The 23,952-nt window shown below is 57.9% G+C and carries 29 protein-coding genes; all 29 read right to left on the bottom strand.

What is annotated here, in order from left to right:
- Nucleotides 1-107: 107 nt before the first annotated feature.
- The 29 genes from rpmJ to rpoB all read right to left on the bottom strand — a co-directional run bounded on the left by rpmJ (nucleotide 108) and on the right by rpoB (nucleotide 23,772).
- The gene (rpmJ, locus tag G7016_RS20315; protein WP_002555468.1) at nucleotides 108-224 is read right to left on the bottom strand and encodes a 50S ribosomal protein L36; all 117 of its coding nucleotides are present in this window, start codon (nucleotides 222-224) and stop codon (nucleotides 108-110) included.
- A 28-nt stretch (nucleotides 225-252) separates the two neighbouring features.
- Nucleotides 253-1,587: a preprotein translocase subunit SecY gene (secY, locus tag G7016_RS20320; protein ID WP_181117531.1), complete on the bottom strand. Its 1,335-nt coding sequence runs from the start codon at nucleotides 1,585-1,587 to the stop codon at nucleotides 253-255.
- A complete protein-coding gene (gene rplO, locus G7016_RS20325) occupies nucleotides 1,588-2,022 on the bottom strand; it encodes a 50S ribosomal protein L15 (protein WP_040261513.1) in 435 nt (144 codons plus the stop codon).
- Nucleotides 2,023-2,025: 3 nt separating this feature from the next.
- Nucleotides 2,026-2,205, bottom strand: coding sequence for a 50S ribosomal protein L30 (gene rpmD, locus G7016_RS20330; RefSeq protein ID WP_181117532.1), 180 nt, complete (start codon nucleotides 2,203-2,205; stop codon nucleotides 2,026-2,028).
- Complete coding sequence (gene rpsE / locus G7016_RS20335) at nucleotides 2,205-2,705, bottom strand: 30S ribosomal protein S5 (RefSeq protein WP_181117533.1); 501 nt, start codon at nucleotides 2,703-2,705, stop codon at nucleotides 2,205-2,207. The genes rpmD and rpsE overlap by 1 nt, the downstream gene beginning before the upstream one ends.
- Before the next feature lie 3 nt (nucleotides 2,706-2,708).
- Complete coding sequence (rplR, locus tag G7016_RS20340) at nucleotides 2,709-3,059, bottom strand: 50S ribosomal protein L18 (RefSeq protein WP_040261511.1); 351 nt, start codon at nucleotides 3,057-3,059, stop codon at nucleotides 2,709-2,711.
- Between the two features lie 10 nt (nucleotides 3,060-3,069).
- Nucleotides 3,070-3,603, bottom strand: coding sequence for a 50S ribosomal protein L6 (gene rplF, locus G7016_RS20345; RefSeq protein WP_181117534.1), 534 nt, complete (start codon nucleotides 3,601-3,603; stop codon nucleotides 3,070-3,072).
- Between the two features lie 12 nt (nucleotides 3,604-3,615).
- On the bottom strand, nucleotides 3,616-4,008 hold the full coding sequence (gene rpsH, locus G7016_RS20350) for a 30S ribosomal protein S8 (protein ID WP_181117535.1): 393 nt from the start codon (nucleotides 4,006-4,008) through the stop codon (nucleotides 3,616-3,618).
- 190 nt (nucleotides 4,009-4,198) lie between these two features.
- Nucleotides 4,199-4,504, bottom strand: coding sequence for a 30S ribosomal protein S14 (gene rpsN, locus G7016_RS20355; RefSeq protein WP_181117536.1), 306 nt, complete (start codon nucleotides 4,502-4,504; stop codon nucleotides 4,199-4,201).
- Between the two features lie 13 nt (nucleotides 4,505-4,517).
- Nucleotides 4,518-5,057: a 50S ribosomal protein L5 gene (gene rplE, locus G7016_RS20360; RefSeq protein ID WP_181117537.1), complete on the bottom strand. Its 540-nt coding sequence runs from the start codon at nucleotides 5,055-5,057 to the stop codon at nucleotides 4,518-4,520.
- A gap of 20 nt (nucleotides 5,058-5,077) precedes the next feature.
- On the bottom strand, nucleotides 5,078-5,392 hold the full coding sequence (gene rplX, locus G7016_RS20365; protein ID WP_040261506.1) for a 50S ribosomal protein L24: 315 nt from the start codon (nucleotides 5,390-5,392) through the stop codon (nucleotides 5,078-5,080).
- Between the two features lie 11 nt (nucleotides 5,393-5,403).
- Entirely contained in the window at nucleotides 5,404-5,772 is a 369-nt protein-coding gene (gene rplN / locus G7016_RS20370) for a 50S ribosomal protein L14 (RefSeq protein ID WP_003243907.1), read from the bottom strand.
- Between the two features lie 23 nt (nucleotides 5,773-5,795).
- Nucleotides 5,796-6,062 carry a 30S ribosomal protein S17 gene (rpsQ, locus tag G7016_RS20375; protein ID WP_181117538.1) on the bottom strand — a complete coding sequence of 89 codons (267 nt, stop codon included), beginning with the start codon at nucleotides 6,060-6,062 and terminating at the stop codon, nucleotides 5,796-5,798.
- Between the two features lie 2 nt (nucleotides 6,063-6,064).
- On the bottom strand, nucleotides 6,065-6,256 hold the full coding sequence (gene rpmC, locus G7016_RS20380; RefSeq protein ID WP_181117539.1) for a 50S ribosomal protein L29: 192 nt from the start codon (nucleotides 6,254-6,256) through the stop codon (nucleotides 6,065-6,067).
- A complete protein-coding gene (gene rplP, locus G7016_RS20385; protein WP_009397508.1) occupies nucleotides 6,256-6,669 on the bottom strand; it encodes a 50S ribosomal protein L16 in 414 nt (137 codons plus the stop codon). Before rplP ends, rpmC begins: the two co-directional genes overlap by 1 nt.
- Nucleotides 6,670-6,681: 12 nt before the next feature.
- Nucleotides 6,682-7,368, bottom strand: coding sequence for a 30S ribosomal protein S3 (gene rpsC / locus G7016_RS20390; protein ID WP_168085194.1), 687 nt, complete (start codon nucleotides 7,366-7,368; stop codon nucleotides 6,682-6,684).
- Nucleotides 7,369-7,381: 13 nt separating this feature from the next.
- The gene (rplV, locus tag G7016_RS20395; protein ID WP_168085195.1) at nucleotides 7,382-7,714 is read right to left on the bottom strand and encodes a 50S ribosomal protein L22; all 333 of its coding nucleotides are present in this window, start codon (nucleotides 7,712-7,714) and stop codon (nucleotides 7,382-7,384) included.
- 11 nt (nucleotides 7,715-7,725) lie between these two features.
- Nucleotides 7,726-8,001 carry a 30S ribosomal protein S19 gene (rpsS, locus tag G7016_RS20400; protein WP_040261498.1) on the bottom strand — a complete coding sequence of 92 codons (276 nt, stop codon included), beginning with the start codon at nucleotides 7,999-8,001 and terminating at the stop codon, nucleotides 7,726-7,728.
- Between the two features lie 15 nt (nucleotides 8,002-8,016).
- Nucleotides 8,017-8,841 carry a 50S ribosomal protein L2 gene (gene rplB / locus G7016_RS20405; protein ID WP_181117540.1) on the bottom strand — a complete coding sequence of 275 codons (825 nt, stop codon included), beginning with the start codon at nucleotides 8,839-8,841 and terminating at the stop codon, nucleotides 8,017-8,019.
- A 14-nt stretch (nucleotides 8,842-8,855) separates the two neighbouring features.
- Nucleotides 8,856-9,155, bottom strand: a complete 300-nt coding sequence (gene rplW / locus G7016_RS20410; RefSeq protein ID WP_168085197.1) for a 50S ribosomal protein L23 — start codon at nucleotides 9,153-9,155, stop codon at nucleotides 8,856-8,858.
- The gene (gene rplD, locus G7016_RS20415; RefSeq protein ID WP_181117541.1) at nucleotides 9,152-9,754 is read right to left on the bottom strand and encodes a 50S ribosomal protein L4; all 603 of its coding nucleotides are present in this window, start codon (nucleotides 9,752-9,754) and stop codon (nucleotides 9,152-9,154) included. The genes rplW and rplD overlap by 4 nt, the downstream gene beginning before the upstream one ends.
- A gap of 12 nt (nucleotides 9,755-9,766) precedes the next feature.
- Nucleotides 9,767-10,402: a 50S ribosomal protein L3 gene (gene rplC, locus G7016_RS20420; protein ID WP_181117542.1), complete on the bottom strand. Its 636-nt coding sequence runs from the start codon at nucleotides 10,400-10,402 to the stop codon at nucleotides 9,767-9,769.
- A gap of 81 nt (nucleotides 10,403-10,483) precedes the next feature.
- Nucleotides 10,484-10,795: a 30S ribosomal protein S10 gene (gene rpsJ, locus G7016_RS20425; protein ID WP_003186070.1), complete on the bottom strand. Its 312-nt coding sequence runs from the start codon at nucleotides 10,793-10,795 to the stop codon at nucleotides 10,484-10,486.
- Nucleotides 10,796-10,935: 140 nt separating this feature from the next.
- A complete protein-coding gene (gene tuf / locus G7016_RS20430) occupies nucleotides 10,936-12,129 on the bottom strand; it encodes an elongation factor Tu (RefSeq protein ID WP_181117543.1) in 1,194 nt (397 codons plus the stop codon).
- A 30-nt stretch (nucleotides 12,130-12,159) separates the two neighbouring features.
- Entirely contained in the window at nucleotides 12,160-14,280 is a 2,121-nt protein-coding gene (gene fusA / locus G7016_RS20435; RefSeq protein WP_181117544.1) for an elongation factor G, read from the bottom strand.
- A gap of 30 nt (nucleotides 14,281-14,310) precedes the next feature.
- A complete protein-coding gene (rpsG, locus tag G7016_RS20440) occupies nucleotides 14,311-14,781 on the bottom strand; it encodes a 30S ribosomal protein S7 (RefSeq protein ID WP_040261491.1) in 471 nt (156 codons plus the stop codon).
- Nucleotides 14,782-14,883: 102 nt separating this feature from the next.
- Complete coding sequence (rpsL, locus tag G7016_RS20445) at nucleotides 14,884-15,255, bottom strand: 30S ribosomal protein S12 (RefSeq protein WP_003186084.1); 372 nt, start codon at nucleotides 15,253-15,255, stop codon at nucleotides 14,884-14,886.
- Between the two features lie 180 nt (nucleotides 15,256-15,435).
- The gene (gene rpoC / locus G7016_RS20450) at nucleotides 15,436-19,635 is read right to left on the bottom strand and encodes a DNA-directed RNA polymerase subunit beta' (protein ID WP_181117545.1); all 4,200 of its coding nucleotides are present in this window, start codon (nucleotides 19,633-19,635) and stop codon (nucleotides 15,436-15,438) included.
- A gap of 63 nt (nucleotides 19,636-19,698) precedes the next feature.
- Nucleotides 19,699-23,772 (bottom strand): DNA-directed RNA polymerase subunit beta, encoded by a 4,074-nt coding sequence (gene rpoB, locus G7016_RS20455; protein ID WP_181117546.1) that lies wholly within the window; start codon nucleotides 23,770-23,772, stop codon nucleotides 19,699-19,701.
- Nucleotides 23,773-23,952 lie beyond the last annotated feature (180 nt).

Here is a 23,952-nt window from a genome sequence, read left to right on the forward strand (position 1 = left end):
TACCTGCGCCCCGGAAGCCAAGAAATAGGGCGCGAGATGATATCGCTGTAGAAACAATTAATCAACCCGGCAGCACACTAGCTGCCGGGCTTAAACACAGCTCACAATCAGCCTTGGCGCTGCTTGTGACGTGGTTCCGCGCTGCAGATCACCCGCACGACGCCTTCGCGGCGGATAATCTTGCAGTTGCGGCACAGCTTTTTCACCGATGCACGAACTTTCATCACCAACTCCTCGAACCTTATGGGCGACTCAGCGCAGCAGGTTGCTGCCGCCGTAGCCCTTCAGGTTGGCTTTCTTCATCAGGGATTCGTACTGGTGCGAAACGAGGTGGGATTGTACTTGGGCCATAAAGTCCATCACAACCACTACCACAATCAGCAACGAGGTCCCGCCAAGGTAGAACGGAACGTTTGCCGCAACCACAAGGAACTGGGGAAGCAGGCACACGGCCGTCATGTATAGAGCACCGAACATGGTCAAGCGGGTCAGAACGCCATCAATGTAGCGTGCCGACTGCTCGCCTGGACGGATGCCCGGAATAAAGGCACCGGACTTCTTCAGGTTTTCCGCTACGTCTTTCGGGTTGAACATCAACGCTGTATAGAAGAAGCAGAAGAAAATGATCCCTGCGGTAAACAGCAAGATGTTCAACGGCTGACCAGGAGCGATCGACTGCGAGACGTCCTGCAGCCAGCCCATACCTTCAGACTGACCGAACCAGGCACCCAGCGAAGCCGGGAACAGCAGAATGCTGCTCGCGAAAATGGCCGGGATTACCCCCGCCATGTTCACCTTCAACGGCAGGTGGCTGGTCTGCGCAGCAAAGACCTTGCGGCCCTGCTGACGCTTGGCGTAGTGCACCGCAATACGGCGCTGACCACGCTCGATGAACACCACGAAACCGATGATCGCTACTGCCAGCAAACCGATCGCAATCAGGGCAAAGATGTTGATATCACCCATGCGTGCAGACTCGAAAGACTGCCCGATCGCTCTCGGAAGACCGGCCACGATACCCGAGAAAATCAACATCGAGATACCGTTGCCGACACCGCGTTCGGTAATCTGCTCGCCCAGCCACATCATGAACAGCGCGCCCGCCACGAAGGTGGAAACTGCCACGAAGTAGAAACCGAAGCCTGCAGAAAACGCGACACCCTGGTTGGCCAGGCCAATGGACATGCCAATGGCTTGAACCAGTGCCAGGGCGACAGTGCCGTAGCGGGTGTACTGGCTGATCTTGCGACGGCCAGATTCACCTTCCTTCTTCAACTGCTCCAGCTGCGGGCTGATCGCGGTCATCAGCTGCATGATGATCGATGCCGAGATGTACGGCATGATCCCCAATGCAAAGATGCTCATGCGTTCAAGCGCGCCGCCGGAAAACATGTTGAACAGGCTAAGAATGGTCCCCTCATTCTGTCGGAACAGGTCCGCCAGCCGGTCAGGGTTGATGCCTGGCACCGGGATGTGTGCGCCGATCCTGTAGACGATGATCGCCAGGAACAGGAAACGCAAACGGGCCCAGAGTTCGGACAAACCCCCACCTTTGCTGAGCGCTGAGAGAGCACCTTGCTTAGCCATTTATTCCTCGAACTTGCCGCCAGCTGCTTCGATAGCCGCACGCGCACCTTTGGTGGCGGCGATGCCCTTGAGGGTGACCGCACGAGTAACCTCGCCCGACAGCATGATTTTCACACGCTGTACGTTCTGGTTGATCACGTTGGCATCCTTGAGGGATTGCAGAGTGACGACATCGCCTTCCACCTTGGCCAGCTCGGACGTACGCACTTCTGCGCGGTCCATGGCTTTCAGCGAAACAAAGCCGAACTTCGGCAGACGACGGTGCAGCGGCTGTTGACCGCCTTCAAAGCCAGGAGCAATGGTGCCACCGGAGCGGGAGGTCTGACCCTTGTGGCCGCGGCCACCGGTTTTGCCCAGACCGCTACCGATACCACGACCCGGACGATGCTTCTCGCGACGGGAACCCGGCGCTGGACTCAGATCATTGAGTTTCATCGATTAACCCTCGACGCGCAGCATGTAGTAAGCCTTGTTGATCATCCCGCGATTCTCGGGAGTATCCAGGACTTCCACGGTGTGACCGATGCGACGCAGACCCAGGCCTTTAACACACAGTTTGTGGTTAGGCAGGCGGCCGGCGGTGCTCTTGATCAAGGTAACTTTCAAGGTTGCAGACATTACAGAATCTCCTCGACGCTCTTGCCGCGCTTGGCGGCGATCGAATCAGGGGACTGCATGGCTTTCAGACCATTGAAAGTGGCGTGCACCACGTTGACCGGGTTGGTCGAACCGTAGCACTTGGCCAGAACGTTCTGAACACCAGCAACTTCCAGGACGGCACGCATTGCGCCACCGGCGATGATGCCGGTACCTTCGGAAGCGGGCTGCATGTACACCTTGGACGCGCCATGGGCGGCCTTGGTAGCGTACTGCAGGGTGGTGCCGTTCAGATCTACCTGAATCATATTGCGGCGAGCGGCTTCCATTGCTTTCTGGATAGCTGCAGGCACTTCGCGGGACTTGCCACGGCCGAAGCCGACGCGGCCCTTGCCATCACCTACCACGGTCAACGCGGTGAAGGTGAAGATACGACCGCCTTTTACGGTCTTGGCAACGCGGTTAACCTGAACCAGCTTCTCGATGTAGCCTTCGTCGCGCTTTTGATCGTTATTTGCCATAACTTAGAACTCCAGCCCGCCTTCACGAGCAGCATCAGCCAGCGCCTTGACGCGGCCGTGGTACTTGAAGCCAGAACGGTCGAAAGCCACTTGGGAAACGCCAGCGGCTTTCGCACGCTCAGCGACCAGCTGGCCAACCTTAGTGGCGGCGTCGATGTTGCCGGTGGCGCCATCACGCAGTTCTTTGTCCAAGGTCGAAGCGCTTGCCAGGACCTTGCTGCCGTCGGCCGAAATGACCTGGGCATAAATGTGCTGCGAAGAGCGATACACGCACAGACGCACGGCTTCGAGCTCGTGCATTTTCAGGCGTGCCTTGCGAGCGCGACGCAGACGAGTAACTTTTTTGTCGGTCATTTGCTAGGCCCTACTTCTTCTTGGCTTCTTTACGGCGGACGACTTCATCCGCGTAACGGACACCCTTGCCTTTGTACGGCTCTGGACGACGGAAGTCGCGGATTTCCGCGGCAACCTGGCCAACGAGCTGCTTGTCGATACCCTTGATCACGATATCGGTCTGGCTTGGAGTTTCAGCGGTAACGCCTTGCGGCAGCTGATATTCAACCGGGTGCGAGAAACCGAGTGCCAGGGACAGAACTTCACCCTTGGCCTGAGCCTTGTAACCTACGCCAACCAGCTGGAGCTTGCGCTCGAAGCCTTGGCTTACGCCCTGCACCATGTTGTTGACCAGTGCACGAGTGGTGCCGGCCATTGCGCGAGTCTGCTGGTCGCCGTTACGAGCGGAGAAACGCAGTTCGCCACCCTCTTCGACTACTTCAACAGAAGCGTGAACGTTCAGCTCGAGAGTACCCTTGGCACCCTTGATCGACAGTTGCTGACCAGCGAATTTAACTTCAACGCCGGCTGGCAGCCTGACGGGGTTCTTAGCGACGCGAGACATGCTTATCCCCCCTTAGAACACAGTGCAAAGGACTTCGCCGCCGACACCGGCAGCGCGCGCAGCACGATCCGTCATCACACCTTTGTTGGTGGAGACGATGGATACGCCGAGACCGCCACGAACTTTTGGCAGATCATCAACGGATTTGTACTGACGCAGGCCAGGACGGCTGACGCGCTTGACTTCCTCGATGACCGGACGGCCTTCGAAGTACTTCAGCTCGATGGACAGCGAAGGCTTGGCTTCACCGGTGACCTGATAACCCGCGATGTAACCTTCGTCCTTCAGAACTTTGGCTACCGCAACCTTCAACGTGGAGGAAGGCATGCTGACGACGGACTTTTCAGCCATCTGGGCATTACGGATGCGAGTTAGCATGTCCGCTAACGGGTCCTGCATACTCATGGGCTAGACGCTCCTGATACAAAAAAAACGAGCCTTTCGGCTGCAAAAATCGCCTGCTCAATCGCCCAGGAAAATACCCGGGCTCAGGCGAGCCGGTCATTCTAGTCACACCCCGGAAACGAATCAAGCCCCAGAAGGGGCTTGATCGTATTGCGTGACCAGCGGCGGATGACTCCGCCGCGGTTGCGACTTACCAGCTGGCCTTGACCAGGCCTGGTACGTCACCACGCATTGCAGCTTGGCGCAGCATGTTACGCGCCAGGCCGAACTTACGGTAAACACCGTGAGGACGACCGGTCAGGCGGCAACGATTGCGCAGGCGCGATGCGCTGGCGTCACGTGGCTGCTTCTGCAGAGCGACGCTGGCTGCCCAGCGCTCTTCTGGAGTTGCATTCAGGTTGACGATGGTCGCTTTCAGCTCGGCACGCTTTTTGGCGTACTTGGCTACCGTTTGCTGACGCTTCAGCTCACGGTTTTTCATGCTCGTCTTAGCCATGGTCCGACTCCTATCAGTTACGGAACGGGAACTTGAACGCACGCAGCAGAGCGCGGCCTTCGTCGTCCGAACGGGCGGTAGTGGTCAGGGTGATGTCCAGACCGCGAAGAGCATCGATCTTGTCGTAATCGATTTCCGGGAAGATGATCTGCTCTTTGACACCCATGCTGTAGTTGCCACGGCCATCGAAGGACTTGGCATTCAGGCCGCGGAAGTCGCGAACCCGAGGCAGGGAGATCGACAGCAGACGATCCAGGAATTCATACATACGATCGCGACGCAGGGTTACCTTGACGCCGATCGGCCAGCCCTCACGCACCTTGAAGCCTGCAATGGATTTGCGGGCGTAGGTGACGACAGGCTTCTGGCCAGTGATCTTTTCCAGGTCGGCAACAGCGTGCTCGATGACTTTCTTGTCGCCGATCGCTTCGCCCAGACCCATGTTCAAGGTGATCTTGGTAACGCGCGGAACTTCCATCACGTTGCCCAGCTTAAGTTCTTCCTTAAGCTTGGGAGCGATTTCCTTCCGGTAAATCTCTTTCAGTCGTGCCATTGTCTTCTACCTAGCAGTGTTCAAGCATCAACCGCTTTCTGGGTCGACTTGAAGACACGAATTTTCTTGCCGTCTTCTACTTTGAAGCCAACGCGGTCAGCCTTGTTGGTTTCACCATTGAAAATGGCAACGTTGGAAGCGTGCAGAGGCGCTTCTTTCTCGACGATACCGCCTTGAATGCCAGCCATCGGATTCGGCTTGGTATGACGCTTGACCAGGTTGACCCCGCCAACGACCAGACGGTCGTCAGCGAGAACCTTCAGCACCTTACCGCGCTTGCCCTTGTCTTTGCCGGCGATCACGATGATCTCGTCGTCACGACGAATCTTTTGCATGTCGGATCTCCTTACAGCACTTCTGGGGCGAGCGAGACGATCTTCATGAACTTCTCGGAACGAAGCTCACGGGTCACTGGCCCAAAGATACGGGTGCCGATCGGCTCTTGCTTGTTGTTCAGAAGAACAGCAGCGTTGCCATCGAAGCGGATGATGGAACCATCAGCGCGGCGCACACCGTGACGGGTACGAACAACAACAGCGGTCATCACCTGGCCTTTCTTGACCTTGCCGCGCGGAATCGCTTCCTTCACGGTCACTTTGATGATGTCGCCAATGCCGGCGTAACGACGGTGCGAACCGCCGAGAACCTTGATGCACATTACGCGACGAGCGCCGCTGTTATCGGCCACATCGAGCATGGATTGAGTCTGAATCATAAAATATCTCCGACCCCTAGCCCTTAGACTTCAACAGCGCGTTCAACGATTTCAACCAGGGCCCAGTTCTTGGTCTTGGCGACCGGACGGGTTTCACGAATGGTGACCTTGTCACCAATGTGGCACTGGTTGTTCTCGTCGTGAGCGTGCAGCTTAGTCGAACGCTTGACGTACTTGCCGTAGATCGGGTGCTTTACGCGACGCTCGATCAATACGGTGATGGTTTTGTCCATCTTGTCGCTGACAACACGGCCAGTCAGCGTACGGACGGTTTTTTCGGCTTCAGCCATGATTACTTACCTGCCTGCTGGTTGAGCACAGTTTTCACGCGAGCGATGTCACGCTTCACTTGCGAGAGCAGGTGAGACTGCCCCAACTGGCCAGTTGCTTTCTGCATACGCAGATTGAACTGGTCGCGCAGCAAGCCGAGCAGTTGCTCGTTCAGTTGCTGTGCTGATTTCTCACGAAGTTCGTTCGCTTGCATCACATCACCGTCCGCTTAACAAAGGAGGTGGCGAGAGGCAGCTTTGCAGCCGCCAGGGCGAATGCCTCACGCGCCAGCTCTTCGGAAACACCTTCGATCTCGTACAGGACTTTGCCTGGCTGGATCTGGGCTACCCAATATTCGACGCTACCCTTACCTTTACCCATCCGCACTTCGAGAGGCTTCTTGGTGACCGGCTTGTCCGGGAACACGCGAATCCAGATCTTGCCGCCACGTTTTACGTGACGAGTCAGGGCACGACGTGCCGATTCGATCTGGCGGGCGGTGAGGCGGCCGCGAGCAACAGCTTTCAGGGCGAACTCGCCGAAGCTGACTTTGCTACCGCGCAGTGCCAGACCACGGTTGTGGCCGGTCATCTGCTTGCGGAATTTTGTACGCTTTGGTTGCAACATTTGGCGTACCCCTTACTTGGCAGCTTTTTTACGAGGCGCAGGTGCTTGAGGTTTCAGCTCTTCCTGGCGACCACCAATTACTTCGCCTTTGAAGATCCAAACCTTGACACCAATCACACCGTAGGTGGTGTGAGCTTCGTAGGTGGCATAGTCGATATCGGCACGCAGGGTGTGCAGGGGCACACGACCTTCGCGATACCATTCAGTACGTGCGATTTCAGCACCGCCCAGACGACCGCTCACCTGGATCTTGATGCCCTTGGCACCAATACGCATTGCGTTCTGTACGGCGCGCTTCATGGCGCGACGGAACATTACGCGGCGTTCCAGCTGCTGAGCTACGCTCTGTGCAACCAACATACCGTCGAGCTCCGGCTTGCGGATCTCTTCGATATTGATGTGCACGGGCACACCCATTTGCTTGGTCAGGTCCTGACGCAGCTTCTCAACATCTTCACCTTTCTTGCCGATCACGATGCCGGGACGAGCGGTGTGGATGGTGATGCGTGCAGTCTGAGCCGGACGATGGATATCGATACGGCTTACGGACGCGCTTTTTAGTTTGTCTTGCAGGAACTCACGCGTTTTCAGATCCGCCAGCAGATAATCTGCGTAGGTCCGACCGTCTGCGTACCAGACGGAGGTGTGCTCCTTGACGATTCCCAGGCGAATGCCAACGGGATGTACTTTCTGACCCATCTGATCGACTCCGTTACTTGTCCGCAACCTTGACAGTGATATGGCAAGACCGCTTGACGATGCGATCAGCGCGGCCTTTGGCACGCGGCATGATGCGCTTCAGCGAACGCCCTTCGTTGACGAAAACAGTCGACACTTTCAGGTCGTCGACGTCTGCGCCTTCGTTGTGTTCGGCGTTGGCAACGGCCGACTCGAGGACTTTCTTCATAACTTCAGCGGCCTTCTTGCTGCTGAAGGCCAACAGGTTGAGCGCTTCGCCCACCTTCTTCCCGCGAATCTGGTCGGCGACCAAGCGGGCTTTCTGGGCGGAGATGCGAGCGCCCGACAACTTAGCGGCTACTTCCATTTCCTTACCCCTTAACGCTTGGCTTTCTTGTCAGCCACGTGCCCGCGATAAGTGCGGGTACCGGCGAACTCGCCCAGTTTATGGCCAACCATGTCTTCGCTCACGAGAACCGGAACGTGTTGACGCCCGTTGTGTACAGCGATGGTCAAACCTACCATTTGCGGCAGAATCATCGAACGGCGCGACCAGGTCTTAACTGGTTTGCGATCGTTCTTTTCCGCCGCCACTTCGACCTTCTTCAACAGGTGAAGATCGATGAAAGGACCTTTTTTCAGAGAACGTGGCACTGTCGTATCCTCAGATTACTTGCGACGACGGACGATCATGTTGTCGGTACGCTTATTACCACGGGTTTTCGCACCCTTGGTCGGGAAGCCCCATGGCGATACCGGATGACGACCACCGGAGGTACGACCTTCACCACCACCATGTGGGTGGTCAACCGGGTTCATGGCAACACCACGAACGGTTGGGCGAACGCCACGCCAGCGTTTGGCACCGGCTTTACCCAGCGAACGCAGGCTATGCTCGGAGTTCGACACTTCACCCAGGGTCGCGCGGCACTCGGAGAGCACTTTACGCATCTCACCGGAACGCAGACGCAGGGTCACGTAGGTGCCTTCACGGGCAACCAGCTGAGCGGAAGCACCGGCGGAACGGGCGATTTGAGCACCCTTGCCTGGCTTGAGCTCAATACCGTGAACGGTGCTACCAACAGGGATGTTGCGCAGCTGCAGGCTGTTGCCCGGCTTGATAGGAGCCAGAGCGCCAGAGATCAGCTGGTCGCCAGCACTCACACCTTTCGGCGCGATGATGTAGCGACGTTCGCCATCGGCGTAACGCAGCAGAGCCAGGTGAGCAGTACGGTTCGGATCGTATTCGATACGCTCGACAATGGCGGCGATGCCGTCCTTGTCGTTGCGACGGAAGTCGACCAGACGATAGTGCTGCTTGTGGCCACCGCCAACGTGACGGGTGGTGATACGGCCATTGTTGTTACGACCGCCGGACTTCGACTTCTTCTCGAGCAGCGGAGCGTAAGGAGCGCCTTTATGCAGCTCCTGGTTGACCACCTTGACCACGAAACGGCGGCCAGGGGAAGTCGGTTTGCATTTAACGATTGCCATGATGCACCCCTTCCTTACTCAGCACTGCTGCTGAAATCGAGATCTTGGCCTGGCTGAAGAGCGACAACGGCCTTCTTCCAGTCATTACGCTTGCCCAGACCCCGAGCGGTACGCTTGGTCTTACCCAAAACGTTCAGGGTAGTCACGCGCTCCACTTTAACGTCGAACAACGTTTCGACGGCCTTCTTGATTTCCAGCTTGGTAGCGTCGGTCGCAACCTTGAAGACGAACTGGCCTTTCTTCTCAGCCAGGCCGGTGGCCTTCTCGGATACGTGCGGGCCAAGCAGAACTTTAAATACGCGTTCCTGGTTCATCCCAGCAGCTCCTCGAATTTCTTCACGGCCGACACGGTGATCAACACCTTGTCGTAGGCGATCAGACTGACCGGATCGGAACCTTGAACGTCACGTACATCGACGTGCGGCAGGTTGCGAGCAGCCAGGTACAGGTTCTGATCAACGGCTTCGGAAACGATCAGCACGTCAGTCAGGCCCATGCCATTGAGCTTGCCCAGCAGTTCTTTGGTTTTTGGCGCTTCAACAGCGAAGTCCTGAACCACGACCAGACGATCAGTGCGTACCAGCTCAGCGAGGATGGAGCGCAGTGCTGCGCGATACATCTTCTTGTTGAGCTTCTGCGAGTGATCCTGAGGACGAGCAGCGAAAGTAGTACCACCGCCGCGCCACAGCGGGCTACGGATAGTACCGGCACGAGCACGACCCGTGCCCTTCTGGCGCCATGGGCGCTTGCCGCCGCCGGACACGTCCGAACGGGTCTTCTGCTGCTTGCTGCCTTGACGGCCACCGGCCATGTAGGCAACAACTGCCTGGTGAACCAGGGTCTCGTTGAACTCGCCACCAAAGGTCAGTTCGGAAACTTCGATCGCTTGCGCGTCATTTACATTCAATTGCATGTCAGCTTCCCCTTAACCGCGAGCCTTAACAGCCGGACGCACAACCACGTCGCCGCCAGTAGCACCAGGAACGGCACCCTTGACCAGCAGCAGGTTGCGTTCAGCGTCAACGCGGACCACTTCCAGGGACTGCACGGTCACGCGCTCGGCGCCCATGTGACCGGACATTTTCTTGCCCTTGAAAACACGACCAGGAGTCTGGCACTGGCCGATGGAGCCTGGAACGCGGTGGGAAACGGAGTTACCGTGGGTGTTGTCCTGACCACGGAAGTTCCAGCGCTTGATGGTACCGGCAAAGCCTTTACCCTTCGACTGACCGGTAACATCTACCAGCTGGCCTGCTGCGAACAGTTCCGAGTTGATCAGGTCGCCTGCCTGGTAATCGCCTTCTTCAAGGCGGAATTCCCAGACACCACGGCCAGCGGCTACGTTCGCCTTGGCGAAGTGACCAGCTTGTGCAGCGGTTACGCGCGAAGCGCGACGCTCACCCACAGTGACTTGCACTGCACGGTAGCCATCGGAATCTTCGGTTTTGAACTGAGTGACGCGATTCGGTTCGATCTCGATGACCGTAACCGGAATAGAGACACCATCTTCGGTGAAAATGCGGGTCATACCGCACTTACGACCGACTACACCAATAGTCATGTTGTAAACCTCATGAGTGTACGGGGCTTTCACCCGCTATGGCCGCCCATTTCAGAGCGTTACACGACCAAGACACGGGTCTTAGCCGAGGCTGATCTGTACTTCCACGCCTGCCGCGAGGTCGAGCTTCATCAGCGCATCAACGGTTTTGTCCGTTGGCTGGACGATGTCCAGGACACGCTTATGAGTGCGGATTTCGTACTGATCACGCGCGTCTTTGTTGACGTGCGGGGAGACCAGAACAGTGAACCGCTCCTTACGGGTAGGCAGTGGAATCGGACCACGCACCTGTGCCCCAGTACGTTTCGCGGTTTCCACGATTTCCTGGGTGGATTGGTCGATCAAGCGATGGTCAAATGCCTTCAACCTGATACGAATTTGCTGATTTTGCATTGGATTTCAGACTCCAGGCTCATTCCCAACAGACGGACTACGCCCGTTAAAAGGAGGCGTGATTCTATAGACGCCCCTAACAGGTGTCAACCCAATAAAAAAGCCCCCGCTAGGCGGGGGCTCCTTTTGGAACGGAGGACTTACTCGATGACTTTGGCTACAACGCCAGCGCCAACGGTACGACCGCCTTCACGGATTGCGAAACGCAGGCCGTCTTCCATTGCGATGGTCTTGATCAGGGTAACAGTCATCTGAATGTTATCGCCTGGCATTACCATTTCAACGCCTTCCGGCAGTTCGCAGTTACCGGTCACGTCGGTGGTCCGGAAGTAGAACTGTGGACGGTAGCCTTTGAAGAACGGGGTGTGACGACCACCTTCTTCCTTGGACAGCACGTACACTTCTGCAGTGAACTTGGTGTGCGGCTTGACGGTGCCGGGCTTGACCAGAACCTGGCCACGCTCAACGTCGTCACGCTTGGTGCCGCGCAGCAGCACGCCGCAGTTCTCGCCAGCACGACCTTCGTCGAGCAGTTTGCGGAACATTTCAACGCCGGTGCAAGTGGTCTTGACGGTTGGACGCAGGCCAACGATCTCGACTTCTTCCTGGATCTTGACGATGCCACGCTCAACACGACCGGTGACCACGGTACCGCGACCAGAGATCGAGAACACGTCTTCGATTGGCATCAGGAACGGCTTGTCGATAGCACGCTCTGGCTGCGGGATGTAGCTGTCGAGGGTTTCGACCAGCTTCTTCACGGCAGTGGTGCCCATCTCGTTGTCGTCCTGGCCGTTCAAGGCCATCAACGCCGAACCGATGATGATCGGGGTGTCGTCGCCTGGGAAATCGTAGGTGCTGAGCAAGTCACGCACTTCCATTTCAACCAGTTCCAACAGCTCGGCGTCGTCCACCATGTCAGCCTTGTTCAGGAAGACAACGATGTAAGGAACGCCAACCTGACGGGACAGCAGGATGTGTTCGCGGGTCTGAGGCATCGGGCCGTCAGCGGCCGAGCACACCAGGATCGCGCCGTCCATCTGGGCAGCACCGGTGATCATGTTCTTCACGTAGTCAGCGTGACCTGGGCAGTCAACGTGAGCGTAGTGACGAACAGCCGAGTCGTACTCGACGTGCGCGGTGTTGATGGTGATACCGCGAGCCTTCTCTTCCGGGGCGCTGTCGATCTTGTCGAAGTCAACCTTGGCCGAACCGAATACTTCGGAGCAGACACGGGTCAGAGCAGCGGTCAGAGTGGTTTTACCGTGGTCAACGTGACCGATGGTGCCAACGTTGACGTGCGGTTTGTTACGTTCAAATTTTTCTTTAGCCACGACAGTGAACCTCTTGCCTAAAGGGCTTGGTTAGCCTTGTTTTTTAACCAGGGCTTCGACGATGTTCGAAGGCGCTGGAGCGTATTTGGAGAATTCCATGGAGTAGCTGGCACGGCCCTGGGACATGGAGCGCACGTCGGTCGCATAACCGAACATTTCGCCCAGCGGCACTTCGGCACGGATAACCTTGCCGGAGACGGTGTCGTCCATACCCTGGATCAGACCACGACGACGGTTCAGGTCACCCATCACGTCGCCCATGTAGTCCTCGGGGGTCACTACTTCGACCTTCATGATCGGCTCGAGCACTTCGCCACCGCCCTTCTGGGCCAGTTGCTTGGTAGCCATCGAGGCCGCGACCTTGAACGCCATTTCGTTGGAGTCGACGTCGTGGTACGAACCGTCGAATACCGTCGCCTTCAGGCCGATCAGAGGATAACCGGCAACAACGCCGTTTTTCATCTGCTCTTCGATGCCCTTCTGGATTGCCGGGATGTATTCCTTCGGAATCACACCACCCACAACTTCGTTGGTGAACACCAGACCTTCGGTGATCTTGCCTTCAGCGTCGATATCCGGCTTCGAGAAACGAACCCAGCAATGACCGAACTGACCGCGACCGCCGGACTGACGAACGAACTTGCCTTCGATCTCGACGTTGTCCTTGGTGATCTGCTCACGATAGGACACTTGCGGCTTGCCGATGTTGGCCTCGACGTTGAACTCGCGACGCATACGGTCGACGAGGATGTCCAGGTGAAGCTCACCCATACCGGAGATGATGGTCTGGCCGGTTTCTTCGTCGGTCTTGACGCGGAACGATGGGTCTTCCTGAGCAAGCTTGCCCAGAGCGATACCCATCTTTTCCTGGTCATCCTTGGTCTTGGGCTCAACGGCTACCGAAATAACCGGCTCCGGGAAGTCCATACGAACGAGGATGATCGGCTTGTCAGCAGCGCAGAGGGTATCACCAGTGGTGACGTCCTTCATGCCAATCAAGGCCGCGATGTCGCCAGCGCGCACTTCCTTGATCTCTTCGCGGGTGTTGGCGTGCATCTGCACCATACGGCCCACGCGCTCTTTCTTGCCCTTCACGGAGTTGATCACGCCGTCGCCGGAGTTCAGAACGCCGGAGTAAACGCGAGCAAAGGTCAAGGTGCCCACGAAGGGGTCGGTCGCGATCTTGAACGCCAGCGCCGAGAACGGCTCGTTGTCGTCCGCATGACGCTCCATTTCGACAGTTTCGTCATCCGGGTCTGAACCCTTGATGGCCGGAATGTCCACAGGCGCAGGCAGGAAGTCGATGACCGCATCCAGAACCAGGGGAACACCCTTGTTCTTGAAGGAAGAACCGCAAACAGCCAGAACGATTTCACCAGCAATAGTCCGCTGACGCAGACCAGCCTTGATTTCCTCGAGGGTGAGTTCTTCACCTTCCAGGTACTTGTTCATGAACTCTTCGTTGGCTTCGGCAGCGGCTTCGATCATGTTCGCGCGCCATTCTTCAGCCAGTTCCTGCAGTTCAGCAGGGATTGGCTCACGGCGTGCGGCCATGCCCTTGTCGTCGTCGTTCCAGTAAACGGCTTCCATGGTCAACAGGTCAACCTGACCCTGGAAGTTGTCTTCGGAACCAATGGCCAGCTGAATCGGCACCGGGGTATGACCCAGGCGCTGCTTGATCTGGCCAATTACGCGCAGGAAGTTCGCACCGGCGCGGTCCATCTTGTTTACGTAAACAAGACGTGGAACGCCGTACTTGTTGGCCTGACGCCATACGGTTTCGGACTGAGGCTCAACACCGGAGGTGCCGCAGAACACTACGACCGCACCGTCGAGTACGCGCAGCGAACGTTCTACTTCAATGGTGAAGTCAACGTGGCCGGGGGTATCGATGATGTTGAAGCGGTGCTTTTCGAACTGCTTGTTCGAGCCAGCCCAGAAGGCGGTAGTCGCAGCGGAGGTAATGGTAATACCACGCTCCTGCTCCTGCACCATCCAGTCCATGGTCGCGGCGCCGTCATGCACCTCGCCCATCTTGTGGTTCACGCCGGTGTAAAACAGTACGCGCTCGGTGGTCGTGGTTTTACCCGCGTCCACGTGAGCAACGATACCGATATTACGGTAGCGGTTAATCGGTGTTGTACGAGCCATAAAGCCCTCGCAAAGTGAGTGACGCTGAAATTAGAAGCGGTAGTGCGAGAAGGCTTTGTTGGCTTCAGCCATACGGTGCACGTCTTCACGCTTCTTGACCGCAGCGCCTTTGCCTTCAGCAGCATCCAGCAACTCGCCAGCCAGGCGCAGAGCCATGGACTTCTCGCCGCGCTTGCGGGCGTAGTCCACCAGCCAGCGCATGGCCAGGGCGTTACGACGGGACGGACGAACTTCGACCGGAACCTGGTAGGTAGCACCGCCTACACGGCGGGACTTGACTTCGACCAGCGGAGCGATGGCGTCGAGAGCTTTCTCGAAGATCTCCAGGGGATCGCTGTTCTTGCGGGCTTTTACCGTTTCCAGGGCACCGTAAACGATGCGCTCGGCAACAGCTTTTTTGCCGCTTTCCATCACGTGGTTCATGAATTTGGCGAGAATCTGGCTTCCGTATTTCGGATCGTCCAGAATTTCACGCTTGGCTGCTACACGACGTCTTGGCATTGATAAGCCCTCAAACGGTCTTCAGGTTAGCCCGGGACAGTGCCCGACCTTACTCTTATCGACTCAATAAAAATGTTGACTGCAAAGTGCGGCAAGCGATCCTTACTTCGGACGCTTGGTACCGTACTTGGAACGACCCTGGTTACGGCCCTTGACACCCGAGGTATCAAGCGAACCGCGAACGGTGTGGTAACGCACACCTGGCAAGTCTTTTACACGACCGCCACGGATCAGCACGACGCTGTGCTCTTGCAGGTTGTGGCCTTCACCGCCGATGTACGAGGAAACCTCGAAACCGTTGGTCAGGCGTACACGGCAAACCTTACGAAGTGCCGAGTTGGGTTTTTTCGGCGTGGTGGTGTACACACGGGTGCACACGCCACGACGCTGCGGGCAGTTCTGCAGCGCAGGTACGTCGGATTTCTCGACGATACGCTTGCGCGGCTGACGTACCAGCTGGTTGATCGTTGCCATCTTTAAGCTCCACTGAGGTCTTTCGACGCTTGTTGCCCTACTTTGAAAAACAAATGGCAGGGCAAAAGCCCCGCCAAATTTAGGGGTACGAGAGTCTAAAGATCCCTCGCCCCTCAGTCAAGACGAAGCGTGCCCTGCCCTTCCAGCCAAAGCTGGAAAAGCGGGGGCACGCCAGCCCTGTCAGTTACCGCTGGAGTTCAGTGCTTCCGTCAATGCGGCTTCCACTTCACTCGCGCTTACGCGCAGCGGCTTGTCTGCTTCACGGCGACGCTTGCGCTCGCTGTGATAAGCCAGGCCGGTACCGGCCGGGATCAGACGACCTACCACCACGTTTTCCTTCAGGCCGCGCAGGTAATCGCGCTTGCCGGTAACCGCTGCCTCGGTAAGTACCCGAGTGGTTTCCTGGAAGGATGCCGCGGAGATGAACGACTCGGTCGACAGCGAGGCCTTGGTGATACCCAACAGCACTCGCGAGTACTTCGAGATGAACTTGTCTTCTGCAGCAAGACGCTCGTTCTCGCCCAGTACGTGGGTGAGTTCCATCTGGTCGCCCTTGATGAAGCTCGAATCCCCGGACTCGGCAATCTCCACCTTGCGCAGCATCTGCCGCAGAATGGTCTCGATGTGCTTGTCGTTGATCTTCACGCCTTGCAGACGGTAAACATCCTGGATCTCGTTGACGATGTACTTCGCCAGGGCGCTTACGCCCAACAGACGCAGGATATCGTGCGGATCGCTTGGGCCGTCCGAGATAACTTCGCCGCGGTTTACCTGTTCGCCTTCGAAGACGTTCAGGTGACGCCACTTCGGAATCAGCTCTTCGTACGGATCGCTACCGTCGTTCGGCGTGATCACCAAACGGCGCTTGCCCTTGGTTTCCTTGCCGAAAGCGATGGTACCGCTGACTTCCGCCAGGATCGAAGCCTCTTTCGGGCGACGAGCCTCGAACAGGTCGGCCACGCGTGGCAGACCACCGGTGATGTCACGGGTTTTCGACGTTTCTTGCGGGATACGGGCGATAACGTCACCCACGCCCACTTGCACGCCGTCCGCCACACCTACCAAGGCGTTCGCCGGCAGGAAGTACTGGGCCGGTACGTCAGTACCTGGCAACAGCAGATCCTTGCCATCGGCGCCTACCATCTTCACGGCCGGGCGGATTTCCTTGCCTGCGGCAGGACGATCCTTGGCATCCAGTACTTCAATGTTGGTCAGGCCGGTCAATTCGTCGGTCTGACGCTTGATCGTGATGCCTTCTTCCATGCCCACGTAGGTCACGGTACCTTTCATTTCGGTAACGATCGGGTGGGTGTGCGGGTCCCACTTGGCCACGATAGAGCCAGCGTCGACCTTGTCGCCTTCCTTCACGGAAATGACCGCACCGTAAGGCAGCTTGTAACGCTCACGCTCACGACCGAACTCGTCGGCGATCGCCAGCTCGCCGGAGCGGGATACCGCAACCAGGTTGCCGTCGGCACGCTCGACGTGCTTGAGGTTGTGCAGGCGCACCATACCGCCGTTCTTCACCTGAACGCTGTCCGCAGCGGAGGTCCGGCTGGCCGCACCACCGATGTGGAAGGTACGCATGGTCAGCTGGGTACCCGGCTCACCGATGGACTGGGCAGCGATAACGCCGACCGCTTCACCGATGTTCACCAGGTGACCACGGGCCAGATCGCGACCGTAGCACTTGGAGCAGATGCCGTAGCGGGTTTCACAGCTGATCGGCGAGCGTACGATCACTTCGTCGATGCTGTTGAGTTCGATGAACTCGACCCACTTTTCGTCCACCAGGCTGCCGGCCGGAACGATGACGTCCTCGGTACCAGGCTTGAACACGTCACGGGCGATGACACGGCCCAATACGCGCTCACCCAACGGCTCGACCACGTCGCCGCCTTCGATGTGCGGGGTCATGAGCAGGCCATGCTCTGTACCGCAGTCGATTTCGGTCACTACCAGGTCTTGTGCCACGTCGACGAGACGACGGGTCAGGTAACCGGAGTTGGCGGTCTTCAAGGCGGTATCCGCCAGACCCTTACGAGCACCGTGAGTGGAGATGAAGTACTGGAGTACGCTCAGGCCTTCACGGAAGTTCGCGGTAATCGGCGTTTCGATGATGGAGCCGTCCGGCTTGGCCATCAGACCACGCATACCCGCCAGCTGGCGAATCTGAGCAGCCGAACCCCGAGCACCCGAGTCCGCCATCATGTACATGGAGTTGAAGGACTCCTGATCGACTTCCTTGCCCTCGCGGTCGATGACCTTTTCTTTCGAAAGGTTGGCCATCATCGCCTTGGACACTTCGTCGTTCGCCTTCGACCAGAGGTCGATCACCTTGTTGTACTTCTCGCCCTGGGTTACCAGGCCGGAGGCGTACTGGCTCTCGATTTCCTTCACTTCTTCGGTAGCGGTACCGATGATGCGGGCTTTCTCATCCGGGATAACGAAGTCGTTAACGCCGATCGAAACGCCGGAAATGGTCGAGTATGCGAAACCGGTGTACATCAGCTGGTCGGCAAAGATGACGGTTTCCTTCAGACCCACCACGCGGTAGCAGTGGTTGATCAGCTTGGAAATAGCCTTCTTTTTCATCGGCTGGTTGACGACTTCGTACGGCAGGCCGGCAGGCACTACCTGGAACAGCAGTGCACGGCCGACAGTGGTGTCGACGATACGGGTGCTGGTTACGCTGCCGCCGTCACGGTCGTTCACGGTTTCGGTGATACGAACCTTGATTTTCGCGTGCAGCGCGGCTTCGCCGGCGCGGAACACACGGTCAACTTCCTGCAGGTCAGCGAAGATACGGCCTTCGCCCTTGGCGTTGATGGCTTCGCGGGTCATGTAGTACAGACCCAGAACCACGTCCTGCGAAGGAACGATGATCGGCTCGCCGTTCGCTGGCGACAGGATGTTGTTGGTGGACATCATCAGCGCGCGCGCTTCCAGCTGTGCCTCGAGGGTCAGCGGAACGTGCACAGCCATCTGGTCACCGTCGAAGTCGGCGTTGTACGCCGCACACACCAGCGGGTGAAGCTGGATAGCCTTGCCTTCGATCAATACCGGCTCGAACGCCTGGATACCCAGACGGTGCAGGGTAGGCGCACGGTTGAGCAGCACGGGGTGTTCGCGAATCACTTCAGCGAGAACGTCCCAGACCTCTGGCAATTCGCGCTCGACCATCTTCTTGGCAGCCTTGATGGTGGTGGCGAGGCCACGCACTTCCAGCTTGCCGAAGATGAACGGCTTGAACAGCTCCAGCGCCATCTTCTTGGGAAGGCCGCACTGATGCAGGCGCAAGGTCGGGCCTACGGTAATTACCGAACGACCGGAGTAGTCCACGCGCTTGCCGAGCAGGTTCTGACGGAAACGACCCTGCTTACCCTTGATCATGTCAGCCAGGGATTTCAGAGGACGCTTGTTCGAACCAGTGATGGCACGGCCGCGACGGCCGTTATCCAGCAGGGCATCGACCGCTTCCTGCAGCATGCGCTTCTCGTTACGCACGATGATATCGGGCGCAGACAGATCCAGCAGACGCTTCAGGCGGTTGTTACGGTTGATGACGCGGCGGTACAGGTCGTTCAGGTCGGAGGTCGCGAAACGGCCACCATCCAGCGGAACCAGAGGACGCAGGTCCGGTGGCAGTACTGGCAGAACGGTCAGGACCATCCACTCCGGCAGGTTGCCGGAGCCCTGGAAGGCTTCCATCAGCTTCAGGCGCTTGGACAGCTTCTTGATCTTGGTTTCGGAGTTGGTCTGCGGAATCTCTTCGCGCAGGCGGCCAATCTCGTGCTCCAGGTCAATAGCGTGCAGCAGCTCGCGAACGGCCTCGGCACCCATACGGGCGTCAAAGTCATCACCGAACTCTTCAAGCGCTTCGAAGTACTGCTCGTCGTTGAGCAGCTGACCCTTTTCAAGGGTGGTCATGCCCGGATCGATCACCACGTAGCTCTCGAAGTAGAGCACGCGCTCGATGTCACGCAGGGTCATGTCCATCAGCAGGCCGATACGGGACGGCAGCGACTTCAGGAACCAGATGTGGGCGACCGGCGAAGCCAGCTCGATGTGAGCCATGCGCTCGCGACGCACCTTGGCCAGCGCGACTTCAACGCCGCACTTCTCGCAGATCACACCGCGATGCTTCAGGCGCTTGTACTTGCCGCACAGGCACTCGTAGTCCTTGACCGGGCCAAAGATCTTGGCGCAGAAAAGGCCGTCACGCTCTGGCTTGAACGTACGGTAGTTGATGGTTTCTGGTTTCTTGACTTCACCGAACGACCACGAACGGATCATTTCAGGCGAGGCAAGACCAATACGGATGGCGTCGAACTCTTCGACTTGACCCTGGTTTTTCAGCAGATTCAACAGGTCTTTCAAGGCCTTTTCCTCCTGGCGGAGCAGGAAGCGGGGGTTAGCCCCCGCTCCCATTCACGTCGCGTGTTATTCGGTTTCCAGATCGATGTCGATACCGAGCGAACGGATCTCTTTGATCAACACGTTGAAGGACTCGGGCATGCCCGGCTCCATACGGTGATCGCCATCCACGATGTTCTTGTACATCTTGGTACGGCCGTTCACGTCGTCCGACTTCACGGTGAGCATTTCCTGCAGAGTGTATGCCGCGCCGTATGCTTCCAGCGCCCACACCTCCATCTCCCCGAAACGCTGGCCACCGAACTGAGCCTTACCACCCAGCGGCTGCTGGGTGACGAGGCTGTAGGAACCGGTGGAACGAGCGTGCATCTTGTCGTCCACCAGGTGGTTCAGCTTCAGCATGTACATGTAGCCGACAGTAACAGGACGCTCGAACTTGTTGCCGGTGCGCCCGTCGAACAGCTGCATCTGACCGCTTTCAGGCATGTCAGCGAGCTTGAGCATCGACTTGATCTCGCTTTCCTTGGCACCATCGAAGACCGGCGTTGCCATTGGCACGCCTGCCTTGAGGTTTTTCGCCAGGGCCAGCACTTCCTGGTCGGAAAGCTCGTCGATGCTTTCGTGACGGCCGCCGATCTCGTTGTAGATCTCGTTCAGGAAGCCACGCAGATCGGCAACCTGACGCTGCTCTTCGAGCATGCGGTTGATCTTCTCGCCCAGCCCCTTGGCTGCAAGGCCCAGGTGGGTTTCGAGGATCTGACCGACGTTCATACGCGACGGTACGCCCAACGGGTTGAGTACCACGTCGACCGGGGTGCCATTGGCATCGTGCGGCATGTCTTCAACCGGCATGATTACCGAGACCACACCCTTGTTACCGTGACGGCCGGCCATCTTGTCGCCCGGCTGGATGCGGCGACGGATTGCCAGGTAAACCTTCACGATCTTCAGCACGCCCGGCGCCAGGTCATCGCCCTGTTGCAGCTTGCGCTTCTTGTCTTCGAACTTGTCGTCCAACAGGCGGCGACGATCAACGATGTACTGCTGGGCTTTTTCCAGCTGTTCGTTGAGCGCATCCTCGTTCATGCGCAGCTTGAACCACTGACCGTGCTCCAGGCCGTTCAGAACGTCATCGGTCAGCTCGGTGCCTTTCTTCAGGCCAGCACCACCGTCGACTACCTGCCCTACCAAAGCGTTGCGCAGACGTTCGAAGGTCGCGCCTTCGACGATGCGGAATTCTTCGTTGAGGTCCTTGCGGATCTGGTCGAGCTGGCTCTTCTCGATGGACAGGGCGCGCGAATCGCGCTCAACGCCGTCACGAGTGAACACCTGTACGTCGATGACAGTGCCCTTGGTACCGGTCGGCACGCGCAGGGAAGTGTCTTTGACGTCGCTGGCCTTCTCACCGAAGATCGCGCGCAGCAGTTTTTCTTCTGGGGTGAGCTGGGTTTCGCCTTTTGGCGTGACCTTGCCTACCAGAATGTCGCCGGCGCCAACTTCGGCACCCACATAAACGATACCGGCTTCGTCCAGCTTGTTCAGCGCTGCCTCACCCACGTTCGGGATGTCAGCGGTGATTTCCTCTGGGCCAAGCTTGGTATCACGGGCCACACAGGTCAGTTCCTGAATGTGGATCGTGGTGAAACGGTCTTCCTGAACAACGCGCTCGGACAGGCAGATGGAGTCTTCGAAGTTGAAGCCGTTCCATGCCATGAAGGCGATGCGCATGTTCTGACCCAGCGCCAGTTCACCCATGTCGGTGGACGGGCCGTCGGCCATGATGTCGCCGCGCTCTACCCGATCACCGCGGTTCACCAGCGGGCGCTGGTTGATGCAGGTGTTCTGGTTGGAGCGGGTGTACTTGGTCAGGTTGTAGATGTCCACACCGGCTTCGCCAGTCTCGACTTCATCATCCGCCACGCGTACCACGATACGGCTGGCGTCGACAGAATCGATCACACCGCCACGACGAGCCACGACGCAAACGCCGGAGTCGCGAGCAACGTTACGCTCCATCCCGGTGCCCACCAGAGGCTTGTCGGAACGCAGGGTCGGTACGGCCTGACGCTGCATGTTCGAACCCATGAGCGCGCGGTTGGCGTCGTCGTGCTCGAGGAACGGAATGAGCGATGCCGCAACGGAAACAACCTGCTTCGGCGAAACGTCCATCAGGGTGACGTCTTCCGGCGCCTTGACGGTGAATTCGTTCAGGTGGCGGACCGCTACCAGTTCGTCGATCAGCTGTTTCTTTTCGTTCATGGCCGCGGAAGCCTGGGCGATCACGTGATCGGCCTCTTCAATCGCGGACAGGAAAACGATTTCGTCGGTTACAACGCCGTCATTCACCACACGGTACGGGCTTTCGAGGAAGCCGTACTGGTTGGTGCGAGCGTATGCAGCCAAGGAGTTGATCAGACCGATGTTCGGACCTTCAGGCGTCTCGATCGGGCACACACGGCCGTAGTGGGTCGGGTGTACGTCACGGACTTCGAAGCCTGCGCGCTCACGGGTCAGACCGCCCGGGCCAAGCGCGGAAACGCGGCGCTTGTGGGTGATCTCCGAAAGCGGGTTGTTCTGGTCCATGAACTGCGACAGCTGGCTGGAGCCGAAGAATTCCTTGACCGCTGCAGCTACTGGCTTGGCGTTGATCAGGTCCTGAGGCATCAGGCCTTCGCTTTCGGCCATGGACAGGCGTTCCTTGACGGCACGCTCTACCCGCACCAGGCCCACGCGGAACTGGTTTTCGGCCATTTCGCCAACGCAACGCACGCGACGGTTACCCAAGTGGTCGATGTCGTCGACAATGCCTTTGCCGTTACGAATGTCTACCAGGGTTTTGAGCACGGCAACGATGTCGTCCTTGCTCAGCACGCCGGAACCTTCGATCTCGGTGCGACCGATACGACGGTTGAACTTCATCCGGCCTACGGCGGAGAGGTCGTAGCGCTCGGCACTGAAGAACAGGTTGTTGAACAGTGTTTCGGCGGCGTCCTTGGTCGGCGGCTCGCCTGGGCGCATCATCCGGTAGATCTCGACCAGCGCTTCCAGCTGATTGCTGGTGGAGTCGATTTTCAGGGTATCGGAGATGAACGGACCGCAGTCGATGTCGTTGGTGTACAGCGTTTCGATGCGAACCACTTGAGCCTTGGCAATCTTGACCAGTGCTTCGGTGGTGAGCTCGGTGTTGCACTCAGCGAGGATTTCACCGGTGGCAGGATGCACGATGGCCTTGGCAGTGGTGCGGCCAATCATGTAGTCCAGAGGAACTTCGAGTTCCTTGATACCGGATTTTTCCAGCTGGTTGATGTGGCGCGCGGTGATCCGGCGGCCCTGCTCGACGATGACCTTGCCGTCATTGTCGGTGATGTCCATGGAAGCGATTTCACCGCGCAGGCGCTGCGGTACGAGCTCGAGGCTCAGCTTCTCGCCTTTCACATGGAAGATGTTCGTGGTGTAGAACGCGTCGAGCACTTCCTCGGTGGTATAACCGAGCGCGCGGAGCAATACCGAGGCCGGCAGCTTGCGGCGGCGGTCGATACGCACGAATACGCAGTCCTTCGGGTCGAACTCGAAGTCGAGCCAGGAGCCGCGGTAAGGAATGATGCGAGCGGAGTACAGCAGTTTGCCAGAGCTGTGCGTCTTGCCACGGTCGTGGTCGAAGAAGACACCTGGCGAACGGTGCAGCTGGGAAACGATCACACGCTCGGTACCGTTGATAACGAAGGTACCGTTTTCAGTCATCAGGGGGATTTCACCCATGTAGACTTCTTGTTCCTTGATGTCTTTGATCGCTTTGTTCGACGATTCCTTGTCGAAAATGATCAGGCGCACCTTGACCCGCAGCGGAACCGCGAAGGTAACGCCACGAAGCACACATTCCTTCACGTCGAAGGCGGGCTCGCCCAGGCGATAACCAACGTACTCCAGGGCAGCGTTGCCGGAGTAGCTGATGATCGGGAATACCGATTTGAAGGCCGCATGCAGGCCGACGTCGCGGAACTGGTCCTTGGACACTCCCGCCTGCAGGAATTCACGATAAGAATCCAGCTGGATGGCCAGGAGGTACGGCACATCCATCACGTCCGGCAACTTGCTAAAGTCCTTGCGGATTCGTTTTTTCTCAGTGTATGAGTAAGCCATCAGCGTTCCCCAGCTTGGTCACCTGCTTGTTTGGCCTCTCCCGGCGGGAGTAGCCAGAAAATCTTGCAAACCCCATGGTTTGCGCCACCCCCTCGGGGCGGTTACCGCTCGTTACGGCGCCAACCTGATCGGCTGCCAGTAACGGAAAAAGGCCGGTGGCATAAGCCACCAGCCATCAGC

The sequence above is a fragment of the Pseudomonas japonica genome, assembly GCF_013522925.1.
Taxonomy (GTDB): Bacteria; Pseudomonadota; Gammaproteobacteria; order Pseudomonadales; family Pseudomonadaceae; genus Aquipseudomonas; species Aquipseudomonas japonica_A.